Origin of the sequence: Streptomyces sp. NPDC085900, assembly GCF_044540925.1 — a bacterium.
In the GTDB taxonomy this organism is placed as follows: Bacteria; Actinomycetota; Actinomycetes; order Streptomycetales; family Streptomycetaceae; genus Streptomyces; species Streptomyces gilvifuscus.
In genome coordinates, this window is sequence record NZ_JBITSP010000006.1 from 164,045 (window position 1) to 180,576 (window position 16,532).

The 16,532-nt window shown below is 71.4% G+C and carries 11 protein-coding genes and 1 tRNA gene; 5 read left to right on the plus strand and 7 right to left on the minus strand.

Going from position 1 to position 16,532, the window contains the following annotated elements; all coding sequences use genetic code 11:
* Positions 1-5: 5 nt before the first annotated feature.
* Both ACIGDI_RS22265 and ACIGDI_RS22270 read left to right on the plus strand, forming a co-directional pair.
* Positions 6-2,204 carry an elongation factor G-like protein EF-G2 gene (locus tag ACIGDI_RS22265; RefSeq protein ID WP_399899228.1) on the plus strand — a complete coding sequence of 733 codons (2,199 nt, stop codon included), beginning with the start codon at positions 6-8 and terminating at the stop codon, positions 2,202-2,204.
* 296 nt (positions 2,205-2,500) lie between these two features.
* On the plus strand, positions 2,501-4,162 hold the full coding sequence (locus tag ACIGDI_RS22270) for a hypothetical protein (RefSeq protein ID WP_399899231.1): 1,662 nt from the start codon (positions 2,501-2,503) through the stop codon (positions 4,160-4,162).
* Positions 4,163-4,298: 136 nt separating this feature from the next.
* On the opposite strand, the gene ACIGDI_RS22275 is transcribed toward ACIGDI_RS22270, so the two are convergent.
* Positions 4,299-4,859 carry an HIT family protein gene (locus ACIGDI_RS22275; protein ID WP_399899234.1) on the minus strand — a complete coding sequence of 187 codons (561 nt, stop codon included), beginning with the start codon at positions 4,857-4,859 and terminating at the stop codon, positions 4,299-4,301.
* A gap of 67 nt (positions 4,860-4,926) precedes the next feature.
* Between ACIGDI_RS22275 and ACIGDI_RS22280 the strand changes: the two genes are divergently transcribed.
* Positions 4,927-5,583 (plus strand): potassium channel family protein, encoded by a 657-nt coding sequence (locus tag ACIGDI_RS22280; RefSeq protein ID WP_399899237.1) that lies wholly within the window; start codon positions 4,927-4,929, stop codon positions 5,581-5,583.
* Positions 5,584-5,615: 32 nt separating this feature from the next.
* Here ACIGDI_RS22280 and thrS read toward each other — a convergent pair whose 3' ends face one another.
* The 3 genes from thrS to ACIGDI_RS22295 form a co-directional block, all read right to left on the minus strand.
* Positions 5,616-7,595, minus strand: a complete 1,980-nt coding sequence (gene thrS / locus ACIGDI_RS22285) for a threonine--tRNA ligase (RefSeq protein WP_399899240.1) — start codon at positions 7,593-7,595, stop codon at positions 5,616-5,618.
* A gap of 110 nt (positions 7,596-7,705) precedes the next feature.
* Entirely contained in the window at positions 7,706-8,932 is a 1,227-nt protein-coding gene (locus tag ACIGDI_RS22290; protein ID WP_399899243.1) for a hypothetical protein, read from the minus strand.
* Entirely contained in the window at positions 8,929-9,495 is a 567-nt protein-coding gene (locus ACIGDI_RS22295) for a DUF4365 domain-containing protein (RefSeq protein WP_058926466.1), read from the minus strand. Before ACIGDI_RS22295 ends, ACIGDI_RS22290 begins: the two co-directional genes overlap by 4 nt.
* 169 nt (positions 9,496-9,664) lie before the next feature.
* On the opposite strand from ACIGDI_RS22295, the gene ACIGDI_RS22300 reads away from it, so the two are divergent.
* Entirely contained in the window at positions 9,665-10,390 is a 726-nt protein-coding gene (locus ACIGDI_RS22300; protein WP_399899246.1) for a 3'-5' exonuclease, read from the plus strand.
* 39 nt (positions 10,391-10,429) lie between these two features.
* On the opposite strand, the gene ACIGDI_RS22305 is transcribed toward ACIGDI_RS22300, so the two are convergent.
* Positions 10,430-10,501, minus strand: a tRNA-Val gene (locus tag ACIGDI_RS22305).
* 39 nt (positions 10,502-10,540) lie between these two features.
* A complete protein-coding gene (locus ACIGDI_RS22310) occupies positions 10,541-10,987 on the minus strand; it encodes an SRPBCC family protein (protein ID WP_399899249.1) in 447 nt (148 codons plus the stop codon).
* Between the two features lie 66 nt (positions 10,988-11,053).
* On the opposite strand from ACIGDI_RS22310, the gene ACIGDI_RS22315 reads away from it, so the two are divergent.
* Positions 11,054-13,660, plus strand: coding sequence for an SCO7613 C-terminal domain-containing membrane protein (locus ACIGDI_RS22315; protein ID WP_399899251.1), 2,607 nt, complete (start codon positions 11,054-11,056; stop codon positions 13,658-13,660).
* A gap of 83 nt (positions 13,661-13,743) precedes the next feature.
* On the opposite strand, the gene ACIGDI_RS22320 is transcribed toward ACIGDI_RS22315, so the two are convergent.
* Positions 13,744-16,479, minus strand: a complete 2,736-nt coding sequence (locus ACIGDI_RS22320; RefSeq protein WP_399899254.1) for a Tat pathway signal sequence domain protein — start codon at positions 16,477-16,479, stop codon at positions 13,744-13,746.
* Positions 16,480-16,532 lie beyond the last annotated feature (53 nt).

Consider the following 16,532-nt stretch of genomic DNA (forward strand, 5'->3'; position numbering starts at 1 on the left):
GGATCATGGGCGACAAGGCGAACGCACACCCCGGAGCCGCCGGCAGGGCAACAGCGGCCGACCACCCCGCGTCCGTACGGAATGTGGTGCTGGTCGGCCACTCCGGATCGGGCAAGACGACGTTGGTGGAGGCCCTCGCGCTGACGGCGGGGGCGGTGAACCGGGCGGGCCGCGTGGAGGACGGCGGCACCGTCTCCGACTACGACGAGATCGAGCACCGGCAGAACCGTTCGGTGCAGCTCTCCCTGGTGCCCGTCGAATGGGACGGCATCAAGATCAACCTTCTGGACACCCCCGGATACGCCGACTTCGTCGGTGAACTCAGGGCCGGTCTGCGAGCGGCGGACGCGGCCCTTTTCGTCGTCTCCGCCTCCGACGGCGTGGACGGTTCGACGCGCATGGTGTGGGAGGAGTGCGCGGCCGTCGGCATGCCCCGGGCGATCGTCGTCACCCACCTGGAGGCAGCCCGGGCGGACTTCGAGGAGATGACGCGCATCTGCGCCGAGGCCTTCGGCGGCGACGACCCCGACGCCGTGCTCCCGCTCTACACGCCGCTGCACGGCCCCCAGGGCCCCGACGGGCACGCGCCCGTGACCGGCCTGGTCGGGCTGCTCTCGCAGAAGCTGTTCGACTACTCGACCGGCGAGCGCAAGGAGTCGGAGCCGGGCGAGGACCAGCTGCCGCAGATCGAGGAGGCCCGCAACCGGCTGATCGAGGGAATCATCTCGGAGAGCGAGGACGAGACCCTCATGGACCGCTACCTGGGCGGCGAGCAGATCGACGTCAAGACGCTCATCGAGGACCTGGAGCGGGCCGTGGCGCGCGGGGTGTTCTTCCCCGTCCTGGCCGCCGCCCCGGCGGGCGAGGGCGCCAAGCAGGGGCTCGGCACGGTCGAGCTGCTGGAACTGGTCACGGGCGGCTTCCCGACGCCGTTCGAGCACCCCACCCCCGGGGTCACGACCATCGACGGCAAGCCGCGCGAGATCAAGGCCTGCGACACCGAGGGCCCGCTGGTCGCCGAGGTCGTCAAGACGGCCTCCGACCCCTACGTCGGCCGGGTCTCCCTGGTCCGCGTCTTCTCGGGCACCCTGCGCCCCGACCAGACGGTGCACGTCTCCGGGCACGGACTGTCCGACCGCGGGCACGAGGACCACGACGTCGACGAGCGCATCGGCGCGCTGTCGACGCCGTTCGGCAAGCAGCAGCGGCCCGTGACGCACGCCATCGCGGGCGACCTGGTGTGCGTGGCCAAGCTGGGCCGCGCCGAGACCGGCGACACGCTCTCGGCCAAGGACGACCCGCTCCTGATGGAGCCGTGGGAGATGCCCGACCCGCTGCTGCCGCTGGCCATCGAGGCGCACAGCAAGGCGGACGAGGACAAGCTCTCGCAGGGCCTGTCCCGGCTGGTCGCCGAGGACCCGACGATGCGGCTCGAACAGAACCAGGACACCCACCAGGTGGTCCTGTGGTGCCTGGGCGAGGCACACGCGGACGTGGCGCTGGAGAGGCTGCGCAGCCGCTACGGCGTCCAGGTCGACGTCGTACCGCACCGGGTGTCCCTGCGGGAGACGTTCGCGACCAAGTCGGGCGGGCGCGGCCGGCATGTGAAGCAGTCCGGCGGACACGGGCAGTACGCCATCTGCGAGATCGAGGTGGAGCCGCTGCCCGGCGGCTCGGGCATCGAGTTCGTGGACAAGGTGGTCGGCGGCGCGGTGCCGCGGCAGTTCATCCCGTCGGTCGAGAAGGGCGTGCGGGCCCAGGCGGCCAAGGGGGTCGCGGCCGGCTATCCGCTGATCGACGTCCGGGTGACGCTGCTCGACGGCAAGGCGCACTCCGTGGACTCCTCGGACGCCGCCTTCCAGACGGCGGGCGCGCTGGCGCTGCGGGAGGCCGCGGCCGACGTGAAGATCCACCTGCTAGAGCCGGTCGCCGAGGTGAGCGTGCTGGTCGGCGACGACTACGTGGGCGCCGTGATGAGCGACCTGTCCGGGCGGCGGGGCCGGGTGCTGGGCACGGAGCAGACCAGCGGCGGCCGCACCGTCGTACGGGCCGAGGTGCCGGAGATCGAGATCGGGCGGTACTCCGTGGACCTGCGCTCCCTCTCGCACGGCACCGCGCGCTTCAACCGTTCCTACGCGCGGCACGAGCCGATGCCGCCGCAGATCGCGGAAAGGATTCGTGAAGAGGCGCGGCAGGCCTCGTAGTTGGCACCGGGTGCTCCGCAAGTGGCGTGCGGGGGCGCGTGGACGGCTTTCGCGGAAGGCTCCCCTCCGCGTCGGCGGGCGGCTTCGGCCGTCCGCCGACGATTGTCGGTGGCTGCGGATACGCTGATGACAAGCTGATCAAGTTTCCGCGGGAGCGTTCGTCGGATCGACTCGTCGTCGAATCAACTCGTGGTCGAATCAACGTATCTGCGCGATGACCTGATCAACAGGTGTGCGGAGCAAGGAAGTCGGGAAGAGCCGCAGAGGGCGGTGTCGGGCGGCGATCGGGGGCGGGAATGACCGTTGAGAGCGGCTACGGGGACATCTTCGGTCCGCAGGTGCCGCGTACGGGTGACGAGAGCCAGACGGCGACGTTCGCGCTGGCCTCCGCGGCCTACCGGGACAACCCGGTGCTGGACATCAAGAAGGCCGACAACGAGTGGCACCAGACCGAGGTCAAGCCGCCGCGCCCCTGGGCGGGGATATTCCGGCCCAACCTGGGCGAGGCCTTCTCCCGGGCGATCGTCGACCGCATGCTGGCCCCGGGCCGGAAGCCGCTCATCCAGTCCTTCGGCTCCGAGCCGCAGGTCGCCGTGGAGCACGCCCTCGCGGCGAACAACATCCGCAAGGCCCGCGACCAGATGCTGTCCATCGTGATGGTGCTGTGCGGGGTGCTGTTCCTGCCCGGCCTGCTCGTGTGGCTCCTGGTCTTCCAGATCCGCATGGCCGTCGCCCGCAGCGCGGACCGGCGGGCCGGCGCGATGGGCACGACGCTCCTGGTGGCCGTAGGCGCCCTCGCGGTGATCTTCCTGATCCGTATGCCGTTCAGCGGGTTCTGGGCCTGGTACGCGCGCGCGTGCGTCGTGATGCCCGTCGTCGGCTGGTTCTGGGCCAAGCAGATCTGCGAGCGCACGGCGCAGGACCTGCGCGGGCGCTGGGACAGCCTGCTCGCCGGCAGCAGCATCGGCGCCAAGGTGCCCGAGGCGGTGCCCACCAGCCCCGGTGAGACGAAGGCGGACGCGCTGCGCCAGTCACTGGCCAAGCTCGCCGCCGAGCAGCAGTCCAACTCCGTGTTCTACGCCGGGCCCAAGGGCATCCTCGGCATGGGCACGCGCTGGGGCAGCTGGCAGCTCGCCGAGGACCTGGTGCCGGCGGACCCCAGCCGCGAGATCCACCCCTTCCGCAGCTGGGACGTGATCAGGGCGATCCACGACGACCTGCGCATGCTGGAGCGGAACACCATCAACACCGGCGGTTTCCCGACCCCGTCGGTACGGCACTGGATCGTCACGCCGATCGCGGAGGGCGCGAAGGCCGTCTCGCGGCCCGAGGGCACGGACGTGGACGCCTTCCAGGTCAAGTCGCACGCCATACAGGACATCTGCAACAAGCAGCAGTTCGGCGCGGGCGACCGGCACTATCTGGGCGTGCAGTGGACGCTGTGGGACGGCCAGCTGGTCATCACCATGATGATCACGGTGACCGTGCTGCACCAGACCCTGCGCATCGAGGTCACCGGCCATGCGCTGGGCCCCGTCAACGGCCTGTTCACCAGCAAGCCCGAGGCGCCGTCCAAGGAGGTCCAGAAGTCGTTCAAGCCGTGGGAGACCCGCAAGGTGGCGCTTCCGCTGGTCAACACCGACGAGGTCGTACGGCTGACCGTGCGCGCCCCGTTCTCCTGGTACCCGCCGCTGCTGAACTGGCTCGGCGGCACGATAGCCCTGCCCGAGCCGTTCGGCCTGCGGCACGCGTGGGCCGACCAGCCGTGGCGGCACCGCTTCATGGCCGACGACGCGCTGCGCGCGGCCACGCCGGTGCTGCGGGTGGTGCACTCGGCGGCGATACGGGTGTTGCAGGAGAACGGCGTGGACACGGAGAAGTTCGGCACGAGGTCGGCGTTCCTGAGCACGCAGGTGCAGGATCCGACGCCTCGGAAGGCCGACGTCTACGACGCGTGAGCCTCCGGCGGTTCGACCGGATCTCGGTGCGGGTGAGTGGGGGTGCGGGTCCGGGGGCTGTGCCCCCGGCCCCCATTCGGCCTTCGGCCTCGTCCTCGAACGCCGGACGGGCTGGACAGTGCCGGAGTGGCTGTGATCAGGCCGTCGGCCACGCGTCTGCCAGCATCTTCCTGGTGTCCGCCAGGAGCTGGGGCAGGACGCGGGTGTGGCCCACCACCGGCATGAAGTTCGTGTCGCCGCCCCAGCGGGGCACGATGTGCTGGTGGAGGTGGGCCGCGATGCCGGCGCCCGCGACCGTGCCCTGGTTCATGCCGATGTTGAAGCCGTGGGCGCCCGAGGCCGTGCGCAGGGCCGTCATCGCCTGCTTGGTGAGGGTGGCCAGCTCGATCGTCTCGGCGTCCGTGAGGTCCGTGTAGTCGGCGACGTGACGGTACGGCACGACCATGAGGTGGCCGCCGTTGTAGGGGTAGAGGTTGAGGACGGCGTAGACCTGCTCGCCGCGCCTGACGATCAGCCCGTCCTCGTCGGACTTGGCCGGGATCGAGCAGAAGGGACAGCCGTCGTCGGCGCCGGGGCCGGTCGGCTTGTTCTCGCCCTGGATGTAGGCCATCCGATGGGGCGTCCACAGACGCTGGAAGGCGTCCTGGGTGCCCACTCCCCACTGCTGCTCCGGCTCACTCGTCATGCAGTGCAGCATATGGCTTCGCCCGTTCGCGGCGTGTCGGCGGGGTTGTGCGATAAGCCTGCCGCGCCAAGCTGGGCTCGTGGACGATGACACTCGCAGAGCGCGCTGGGAGCAGCGCACCGAGCTGCCGCTCGCCGTAGCCTCGCTGGCCTTCCTCGCCTGCTACGCGGCCCGCGTCCTGGCGCCCGGTCTGACCGACCTCCTGCAAGAGGTGGCCCTCGCCGTGCTGCTGGCCTCCTGGGCACTGTTCGTGATCAATTACGCGGTGATGTGGCACCTGAGCGGGCAGGGCCTCGGCTACATCCGCAAACATCCGCTCGACGCGGTGGTGGTGATCCTGCCGCTGCTGCGCCCGCTGCGGGTCGTCAAGGTCTACGAGGCCGTCCAGCGCCGGCACGGAAAACCCCGGCTGGCGCTGCACGCGCGCGTGATCGCCTACTCGGGGCTCTCCACCGTACTGCTCGGCTTCGCCGGCGCTCTCGCCGTCTACCAGCAGGAGCGCGGGGCGCCGGACGCGTCCATGAAGTCGTTCGGAGACGCGGTCTGGTGGGCCTGCGCCACCCTCAGCACCGTCGGCTACGGCGACATCACCCCGGTGACACCGATGGGCCGGCTGATCGCGGTCGGCATGATGGCCGTCGGCCTGGCCCTGCTGGGTGCGGTGACCGGCACGTTCGCCTCCTGGCTGCTGCAGGTGTTCGCCAGGGAGGACGACCAGAGGCCCCCGGGGAGCTGAGCTCCCCGGGGGCCTCCGAGTCAGGCGGACGGTCAGACCTGCGTCCGCTCCTCCACGACCTTCATGATCTTCGCGATGGCCTCGTCGAACGGGATGCCGTTCTCCTGCGAGCCGTCGCGGTAGCGGAAGGACACCGAGTTGTTGGACATGTCCTCGTCGCCCGCGATGACCATGAAGGGCACCTTCTGCTTCTGGGCGTTGCGGATCTTCTTCTGCATGCGGTCGGAGGAGGAGTCGACCTCGACGCGCAGGCCCTTCTTCTTCGCCTCGGCGGCGAACTTCTGCAGGTAGTCCACGTGCCCGTCGCCGATCGGGATGCCGACCGCCTGCACCGGGGCCAGCCAGGCCGGGAAGGCGCCCGCGTAGTGCTCCAGGAGCACCGCGAAGAACCGCTCGATCGAACCGAACAGGGCGCGGTGGATCATGACCGGGCGCTGCTTGGAACCGTCCGGGCCCGTGTACTCCAGGTCGAAGCGCTCGGGGAGGTTGAAGTCGAGCTGGATCGTCGACATCTGCCAGGTGCGGCCGATGGCGTCCTTGGTCTGGACGGAGATCTTCGGACCGTAGAAGGCGGCGCCGCCCGGGTCGGGCACGAGGGGCAGGCCCTGCTTCTCGGCGACCTGGCGGAGGGTCTCCGTGGCCTCCTCCCAGGCCTCGTCGGAGCCGACGAACTTCTCCGGGTCCTTGGTCGACAGCTCCAGGTAGAAGTCGGTCAGGCCGTAGTCGCGCAGCAGGCCGAGGACGAAGGTGAGCGTCTTGTCGAGCTCCTCCGACATCTGCTCGCGGGTGCAGTAGATGTGCGCGTCGTCCTGGGTGAAGCCACGCGCGCGGGTCAGGCCGTGCACGACGCCCGACTTCTCGTACCGGTACACGGTCCCGAACTCGAAGAGGCGCAGCGGCAGTTCACGGTACGAGCGGCCGCGCGCGTCGAAGATCAGGTTGTGCATCGGGCAGTTCATGGGCTTGAGGTAGTAGTCCACGCCCTCGTCGAGCTGCATGGGCGGGTACATGCCGTCGGCGTACCAGTCCAGGTGCCCGGACGTCTCGAAGAGCTTCCCCTTGGTGGCGTGCGGGGTGTAGACGAACTCGTAGCCCTCCTCCTCGTGCCTGCGGCGCGAGTAGTCCTCCATCACGCGGCGGATGATGCCGCCCTTGGGGTGGAAGACGGCGAGGCCGGAGCCGATCTGCTCCGGGATGGAGAACAGGTCGAGTTCGCTGCCCAGCTTGCGGTGGTCGCGCTTCTCGGCCTCGGTGAGGAAGTCGAGGTAGCCCTTCAGCTCGTCCTTGGACGGCCAGGCGGTGCCGTAGATGCGCTGGAGCATGGGGTTCTTCTCGCTGCCGCGCCAGTAGGCGGCCGCGTTGCGCATCAGCTTGAACGCCGGGATGAGGCGGGTGGAGGGCAGGTGCGGACCGCGGCAGAGGTCCTTCCAGCACAGCTCGCCCGTCTTGGCGTCCAGGTTGTCGTAGATCGTCAGCTCGCCGGCGCCGACCTCGACGTCCGCGCCGTCGTCGCCGCCGGCGGCGGAGCCCTTGAGGCCGATGAGTTCGAGCTTGTACGGCTCGTTCGCCAGCTCCTCGCGGGCCGCCTCGTCGGTCACCACACGGCGCGAGAAGCGCTGCCCGCGCTTCTGGATCTCCTGCATCTTCTTCTCGATGGCCTTGAGATCCTCGGGCGTGAACGGCTTCTCGACGTCGAAGTCGTAGTAGAAGCCGTCCTTGACGGGCGGGCCGATGCCCAGCTTGGCCTCGGGGAAGAGCTCCTGCACGGCCTGCGCCATGACGTGCGCGGTGGAGTGGCGCAGGATGTTCAGGCCGTCCTCGGAGGAGATCTCGACGCCCTCGACGGTCTCGCCGTCCCGGACCTCGTACGCGAGGTCCTTCAGCTCCCCGGCCACGCGTGCGGCGATGATCGAGCGCTCGCCGGCGAAGAGCTCGGCGGCCGTAGTGCCCGTCGTCACCACGCGCTCTTCCCGCTCGGAATCGCGTTGGATGATCACACGGACGTCTGACACCGGTCTCTCCTGACTGAAGGTGGGTGCGGCGCCATACCAGGAGCGCGCGCAATAGGGGATCGTACCGACCCGGACCCACCGACCGCGAAACGGTCACCGGCGCAGGGTGCTCAGTCGCACTCCTCGCCGCCGCACGCCTCCTCGAAGAAGTCGAGGTTCTCGTGCAGCGACTTCATCAGCCGGTCCCGCTCCGCGTCGTCCACCTGGACCGGTACGACGCCCTCGGCGCCGGTCAGCCGCCGGAAGCCGCCCCGGCTCTCCAGCCGCCCGCGCACCCGCACCGGCAATCCCACGAGGTGGGCGTGCCCGGCGATGCGGTAGTCCTCCTCGTCCAGGGTGACGCGGACGTGCGGTATGTCGGCGCCGGCGAGCACCCGCAGCCGTACGCTGCCCTCGCCGCGCGGCCCCGACCTGCGCATCCGTATCACGGCTCCGGTGACATGGACGGGCACGGACGGCTCGTCGCGCAGGAAGCGGGCGCCGGCCTCGCGCAGCACGGACAGGTCGCCCGGTGAGAACTCCACGGGCTCGACGCCCGCCACGCAGTCCTCGGGCACCCCTGCGGCGGGCGCCCACTCGACGGCGATGCGAGCGCCCTCGGTGCCGCGCACGAGGGCGATCAGCGCCTCGGTGAGCTCGCGGCTGACGCCCGCCTCCACGGCCCCGTCGAAGGCGTCCATGCCGCCGGTGGCCCGTCGGTAGTCGATGGCCTCCCGGGCCGCGTACAGGGCCTGCTGGAGGCGCACGGCGAGGGGTCGGCCGGTGCCGACGGGCACGAAGGCGGTCAGCCGGCCGCCGCCGGCCGCGGGGCCGACGAGGACGCTCTCCAGCAGGGCGGCGGCGGCACGGCGGTGCCGGGCGCCGTAGTAGCCGGCACGCGCGCGTGTGGCGAGGGCGGCGGCGAGCAGCATCTGGCGGGCGGCGGAACGCAGCTGTTCCTCGACCGTCCAGGGCGCGGCGTCGGCGGGGCCGGCGGGGACGTCGCGCCACCAGCGGACCTCGTCGCTGGGCACGGCGAGGCCGACCAGGACCTCCCGGGCGGAGAGGGTGCCGCTGCGGGTGAGGGCGTCGAGCGCCTCACCGAGCAGGTCGTCGCTGTCGGGAAAGGCGCGGCTCTCGGGCACCAGGAGGCTCGTGCCGCTGCCGCCGGGCCCGGGCGGGGTCCAGCGGCCGTAGCGACCGGCGGCGCCGCCGCGGCGCTGCCAGCCGTGCCGGTGCAGCAGGGCGCCGAGCACGGCGGGGTCGACCTCGCCGGGCTCGGGCGGACGCTGCCAGGCGAGGTCCACGGGGTGCGGCCGCACCGGTCGGGTCGGCTCCTCCAGGGGGCGGTGCGTCATGGTCTGCCTCCCGTCCCGACCCGCGTCATGATCTCGCACAGCGCTCGGTCGTCGAAGATGCGTGAGGTCGGAATGCGGACGGTGGTACGGGTGCGGCCGGTGACCGGGTGGCCGGCGAGGTTGACCCAGTAGCAGCAGTGCCGCAGGTCGAGGCGGTCGTGGCTGGCCCTGAGCCAGTCGTCCTGGGTCCTGGGGACGAGCATCACGACGAGGATCTTGTGCACCGAGACCGGGGTGCGCGCGAGCTTGCGCAGATGGTCGTTGTCGAGCGTGAAGGAGAAGAAGCGGCCCGGCGGGTTCGGTGGGACCTGGTAGGTGCACTTCAGCTGCACCTTGATGGTCACCTCGTCGTCGACGGTGTGCCCGGGCGAGCCGTGACTGACGTGCCAGTCGATGCCGTTGTCCGGAAACGGCTGCGACAGCGAGCAGCCGGCCGCCGCGGCGACGGCGTGCAGATATCCCACCTGCAGTGTCTCCATGCAGGCGGTGGTGGCGAGTGTGCCGCGAAGGGGGCCCGTGCGTTCGGGCAGCAGCCCGCCCCGCTCGGGCTGCGCTATCGCCATGACCAAACAGCCTTCCAAGCCAAGTGTTTCCCCGCTGCGGGCCGCTGAACTGCAAAGACCCGTACTCCTGTTGTGTCCTTCCGGCGTAGTGCGCAAACAGCCCGGGTATCACCAAACGGGCAGAAGACGGGACGTCAGCTGCCAGGCGTGATCGAGGAGTTGGGTAGGCATGACGTGCTGGTACGAGGGGCCCCTCGCGGCCTTCGACACGGAGACGACGGGCGTCGACGTGGAGACCGACCGGATCGTGTCGGCCGCCGTCGTCGTCCAGGACGCGCCGGGCAGCCGGCCCCGGGTGACCCGTTGGCTGGTCAACCCGGGTGTACCGGTGCCCGAGGCGGCGACGCAGGTGCACGGTCTGACGGACGAACACCTGCAGCGCAACGGCCGCTGGCCGGCGCCGGTGATGTACGAGATAGCGGAGGTGCTGGCCGAACAGGCGGCGATGAACCGGCCGTTGGTCGTGATGAACGCGCCCTTCGACCTGACGCTGCTGGACCGCGAGCTGCGCCGGCACCGCGCCTCGTCGCTGGACCGCTGGCTGCAGGCGTCGGCGCTGCGGGTCCTGGATCCCCGGGTCCTGGACAAGCACCTCGACCGCTACCGCAAGGGCCGCCGCACCCTGACGGATCTGTGCGCGCACTACGAGGTGACGCTGGAGGGCGCACACGACGCGGCCGCGGACGCGCTGGCCGCGCTGGACGTCGTACGGGCGCTCGGGCGCCGTTTCGCGGCCCGGCTGGAGCGCCTCTCCCCCGCCGAGCTGCACTCCCTGCAGGCGACCTGGCACGCGGCGCAGGCCCGCGGGCTGCAGGCGTGGTTCGCGCGCAGCGGCACCGACGAGCTCGTGGACACCTCGTGGCCGCTGCGCCCGGACCTGCCGGCTGCGGCATGAAAAAAGGCCGGCCCGCTGCTGCGGACCGGCCTCTCCCGGTGGGCGATACTGGGTTCGAACCAGTGACCTCTTCGGTGTGAACGAAGCGCTCTCCCACTGAGCTAATCGCCCGGGAACGCACTGAACCATACAGGTCTCCACGGGTTTCGTTCAAACCGCTTCCAGGTGGGCGGCCAGCCCGCGCCGTCCGGCGCGCATCATGATCCGGTGGTTCGCCCTGAACACCGGGCGCCCCGGGATCGCGAACCGCCTGAGCAGCGGCTTGTTCACGTCGACGACCTGTTCGTAGCGGGCGAGGGTGCCGGTGCCGTCCGCCGTGAGCGTCCAGCACGCCCAGCCGTCGAGGTCGCCGGTCATGGCGATCTCCAGGACGCCGGCCCCGGGGTCGCGGCGCGTCTCGCGCGCGGCGAACCGCAGGTCGTACGGGAGGACGGAGCGGATGCGGATGATGCCGCTGGTGTCGTCGAGCCGGGTGACCTCGCGGATCTGCGGCCACCACCGGGGGTAGTCCTCCGCCCGCTCCAGCGCCTCGTACACGACGGCGGGCGGTGCGGTCAGCCGCCACAGGCTGCGGAAGCGGTAGTGCGACCAGTCCATGGAACGAGTCTGCCCGCACCGGGCGCTTTCGTGCCGGATCTGAGTAGTCCCTGAGTACCGGCACTCATGTCGTGCGGCGTGACCGGGACCACACTTCGTGGCATGACGCATGTTCCGCCCCCGGCCGAGGAGTTGCGGCTCCTCGACGCCGAGCTGTGGCAGCTCGACAACCGCCGGGCCCAGTTGCTCGCACGCCGCGCCTGGCTGGTCGCGGCCCTGCAGGCGGTCCCGCAGCCGCCCGGCGCTCCGGCGCCGCACGCCGTGCCGGCCCGCCCCGAGACGGACGCGCCGCGCGTACAGAACGTGCTGCTCCTTCTCGGCGGTGTGCTGCTCACCGTCGCCGCCATGGTGTTCACGCTGGTCAGCTGGGGGCACCTGGGGATCGCCGGGCGCGCCGCGGTGCTCGGCGTGCTCACGCTCGGCGTCCTCGCGGCGCCGGTGCCGCTGCTGCGGCGCGGGCTGCGCTCGACCGCCGAGTCGGTGGCCGGGCTCGGACTGGCACTGACGGCGCTGGACGCGTACGCCCTGCACGAGACGGTGTTCGCGGGAACGGACGGCACGGCCTACGCGGCCGCGTCCACGGCGACGCTCGCGGTCCTGTGGGTGGCGTACGGTCTGCTGCCGCGCACGTCCACCCTGCGGCTGGCGGTCCCGGCGGCCGCGGCCGCCGCCCAACTCCCGCTGCTGCTCTGGGCCCTGGCCGCCGAGACCGGACCGTACGGCTGCGCCGCCGCGCTGCTGGTGACGGCCGGACTCGACACGGTCGTGGCGCTCCGCCCGACCCCCTCGACCCCCACGCCCGTACGTGTCACGGCCGCCGTGGGCGCGTACGGCATGGGCGGCTGGGGCGCCCTGACGGCCGGCCTGCTCTCCTGGACCGCAGCCGGCCCGAGCGCCGCCGCCCGTGCGGCGGCGCTCCTCCTCCTCGCGGCGGGGATCACGGTGGGGGCGTCGTGGCGACTCGCGACGCAGAGCGCGACCGGGGGTGTGACGTCCGCCGATGGGGCTGACGTCGACGGGGCGGACGTCGACGGGGCGACGACCGGGGACGCGGCCCGGGCGGGTGCCGGCGAGTCCGAAGCAGGTTCCGGTAAGGCTGCCGTCGGCGACGGTGCCGCATGGCGCGGCCGGGCCGGTGTCCGGGCGCCGTTCGGACGGGTCGCCGGACCGGGCGAGGACGGCGTGGCGGTCGGTCACGCGGTCTTCGGTGCGCTTCTTCTGGTGCTGGCCGGCGGCGGCTTGCTGCGGGCGGTGCTGCCCGGAGACTGGACCGTGCCCGGGTATCTGGCCTGCGGTGTCGCGCTGCTGGCGGCGCTGCGGGGGCCGCTGCCGACGGCGGTCCGGCGGGGTTTCGTGCGGGCCTCCGGTGTCGCGCAGGCGGTCGCCGCCGTGTGCGCGCTGCCCCTGGTCGTCGTCGCGCTCCTCGGTCCGCTGGGCTGGGCGCGAGAGGCCTGGTCCGGTGTTCCCTCGGACGCGCGGGCGGCGGTGACCGTCCACACGCCCTGGCCGGCCTTCCCGACCCAAGTGCTCCTCGCCCCCGTGGTCGTGGCCGTCGTACTCGCTCTGCTGGTGCGCGACACGACCTGGCGGCAAGGAGCGCTGACCGGAGCGACGGTCCTCGCGTGGGCGACCGTGATGACGATCCCGTCGGCCTTCCAACTTCCCTACCTGGTCGCGCTGTTGGTGCCGGGCCTCCTGACCGCCGGGGCCCTCTGGGCAGCCGCCTCCCGCCCGCACCCCTGGATCGCGCTCGCCGTGGGCACCTCCGTCCCCCTGGTCTTCCTCGCCCTTCCCTCCCAACCGGCCACTCTCGCCGTGCTGTCCGCCCTGACCGCGCTGTTCGCCGCGGCGTCCCTGCGCCCGCGGCTGACGCCGGTGACGGCGCCGACCGCCCTCGTCCACGCCACCGCGCTGGCCTGCGCGATCGGCGCGGCGGCGGGCTGGGCCCAGCACACGGCTCTGCTGGTCCTGGCGGTGCCGACGGCCGCGGCCCTGCTCGCCGCACGCCTCGGCGATCCGCGGGCCACCGTGCCGGTCGAGGCGTCGGGCATCGCCGCCGCCGTGCTCGCGATCGGTCTCGCGGTCCCGGACCGGCCGATGCTCGCGCTGGTGCTGGCCCTGTGCGGGGTGCTCGCCGCCGGCACGGCCGTACGCCCGGACCGCCGTCCCGTCGGCTACGCGGCCGCCGCCCTCTTCGTGCTGGCCGCCTGGGTGCGTTTGGCGGCCTGGGACGTCGGCACCGTGGAGGCGTACACCCTGCCGGTGACCGTTCCGGCGCTGGTCGTCGGCGTGATGCGCAGGCGCCGCGATCCCCGGGCCTCTTCGTGGACGGCGTACGGACCTGGCCTGGCCAGCACGCTGCTGCCGAGCCTCGTCGCGGCCTGGGCCGACCCGCACTGGGTCCGCCCGCTCCTGCTGGCGGCGGCGGCCCTGCTGACCACCCTGCTCGGCGCCCGTCACCGTCTCCAGGCCCCGCTCGTCCTCGGCGGCTCGGTCCTGGTCCTGGACGCCCTGCACGAACTGGCGCCCTACCTGGTCCAGTTGACCGGCGCCCTCCCCCGCTGGGTCCCCTTCGCCCTGGCCGGCCTCCTCCTGCTCACCCTGGGCGCCACCTACGAACGCCGCCTGAGCCAGGCGCGCCAACTCCGCGATTTCCTTGGAGGCATGCACTGAAGCACGCCCCGACAGGGGTGCGGGGAACGGCGCGACCGGCCACAACGGTCCCGCAGTTCCCCACCACCATGCCCGCGACGGCGCTACGGCATCTTGTCTCCCAGCAACGCCAGGTTCTCGATGGCGGCGAGCCCGTACAACGCGGTGTCGTTCGAGGACACCCAACTCGCCTCACTGCCCGCGACCAACGCCATCGGGCCGCTCACCGCCTCGGTCTTCCACGGCGAGGACTCCATGTACCCGTCGGAGCCGTAGAACTTCGTCCACGCCCGCTTCGCCAGCGCGGCGTCCCCCGTCTGGACGGCGGCGTACGCGTCGAGCCGCGAATGCCCCTGGAAGAGCAGGAGCGTTCCGAAGTCGGAGCCGTAACGGGCCTTCTGCTCCGCCTTGGTGGCGTTGAAGTACCGGCAGTAGTCGAAGTAGGCGTCGTTGAACTTCGGCATGTCGACGAGGTGCATGAGCTCGGCGCACAGCTCGTTGAGGCCGAAGACCGCGGACAGGTGGGACACCGACACCACCGGCGTCGAGGCGACCGCGAACTTGCCGGTGTCGAGGTCGTACAGCCCGCTGCCCTGGACGAATCCGTTGGGCTGGGCGGCGATGCCCTCCATCGTCGACAGGACGCGCGCCTTGGCCTTCTCCCACTTGGGCCCCTTGCGTTCCCACTCGGTCAGCCAGGCGGACACCAGCCCGCTCCAGTCCGTGCCGAAGCCGATGGACAGGGCGTGCCGGTCGGGCGTGTAGGGGTCGGTGCGCACCTTGCGCAGCGGGTCGAGGACGAGGAAGGTCTCGTCGGAGTCGACGTTGGCGTGCATGAGGTCGCCGACCCGCTCGTCGGCGGTGAGGAAGTAGTAGAAGCGCCGGTACGTGGTGTTCGCGATGCGCTGCTGCTTGGCGCTGTCGGCGTAGTGCTGCACACCGTGCCGGGTGCCCAGGCCCGCCCACTTGCCGAGGTGGTAGACGTCGACCTCACCGGTGTGCCGGGTCATGGCCTCGGCGAAGCGGAAGATGTCCGCGCGGCCGCTTCTCAGATACGCGTACCAGAGCCACAGGTCGGGCGACAGCTCGGAGTTGTCCCAGGCGTAGCCGCCGATGTCGTAGCGCCACACGTGCCGCACGGTGTCGTACGTGTGCATGATGTCGCCGTAGTCCCAGAAGCCGTACCAACGGCGTTGCTCGACCTGGTCCTTGTAGTAGGTGAAGAGGAAGTCGAGGTGGTCCTCGATCTTCGCCTTGGCGGGTGTGGAGCGGTCCGGCTCGGAGTACAGGCCGGGGCCGAAGACCTTGGCCCTGATGAGCTGCCTGGGCGGGGCGACGAGCTGCGGCAAGGTCCTTACGGCGTCGACCTGTTGGGCGAGGGCGTCGGCGGAGGGCGTCGACTCGTTGGCCCAGAACAGCAGTTCCGAGGTGCGGGCGATGCCGTAGGGCGTGCCGAACTCGGGCTCGTAGTCCTCGTAGGTGATGTTGAGGCCTTCGAGCTGTTCGGCGTAGGTGTCCTGGCCCATGCCGTCGTGGTAGAAGCGCAGGTCCATGGGCTGCGCCTCGGGTGACCACAGCCAGAGGGTGACCTCGGCCTCGTCGGTGTGGGCGTCGCGGATGTCGAGCTGGGCGGGGTGCTTCTCCCAGAAGTCCCGCAGGCCGAAGGAGAATCCGCCGCTCGCGCCGCCGACGTACCCGAAGCCGGAGGCCCGCTTGCCGCCTCCGGCACCGATCCAGCCGTACCCCTTCTTGGTGCGCTTGCGCAGGGTGAAACCGTCGGCGGAGAGCTGGGCGAGGGTGTAGTCGCCCCACTCCGGGATGTACTGCAGCCGGGTGGTGACCCGCTGGTCCCAGGTGGAGGGCTCGGGCAGTCTCTGTCCCGCGTACTGGGCGGCCTGCACGGCGGCGCCCGGGTCGCGGCGCAGGCCGGTGATGCCCTTGACGGCCTCCCGCAGCAGGCCCTTGCCCTCGCCCCCGATGCGGATGTGCCGGTCGTAGGCCTCGTCCCGCATGGGTACGGAGAAGCGGACGCCCAGCCCGCGGATGAAGTCGCCGCTCGCCTTGCCGGGTTCCTGCGTTCCGTCGTAGGTGATGGTGTGGACCATGCGGAAGGAGTGGGCACCGGCGTAGAAGTACAGGCGGATGGAGAACGGCAGCCAACTCCGGCTGCCCTTGCGGTGCTTGCCGTCGATGCGGACGACCGCGCGGACCGGTCCGTCCTGCTCCACCGTCACCTCTCCGATGGCGCCGTCGAAGCGCTCGGTCTTGACGGTGCCCTGGTCCTCGTCCTCGATCTCCGGCTGGCGGATGAGCACGAGCCGGCCGTTCCTTGCGATCTCGGTGGAGCCGCGCCGGACCGACTTGACGAGGGTGGAGCCGTCCTTGCCGATCTTCACGGTGATGACGCCGGTGGAGACGTCGACCGTCCCGCCGCTCTTGTCGACGGTGACCTTCTTGTCGGGGACGGCCGCGTCACCGGCGGCGAGGGTGAGCTTGCCGGAGCCCGAACTGACGGCGTGCGCGGTCCACTTGAGGGACCCGTCGGGCCAGAACGCGAGCGGCCAGGTCTGCACGGGGACGGCCTTGCCGTCGGCGTCCGTGAGCGCGAAGGTCTGGTCGGCCTCGTACGCGCCCTTCGGCCAGGGGACACCGACGGTGGAGCCCGGGGCGGCGCCGAGGCCGCCGTCCTCCAGCCAGTCCAGGGTCACCGGATCGGCGTCGGCGGCCTCGGCTCTCGGCGCGGCCTGCGCGTCCTTGGCGCCCAGCGCCCAGCTGAACTGCGCGGCGGCTCCGGCGACGGCGGCCGCCTTGAGGAGGGACCTGCGGGGGATGGGAGACATGAGGCTTCAGCCTTTCCTTTCCGTGCGGGAAGCGAGCGTTCCTTGCAGCTGGT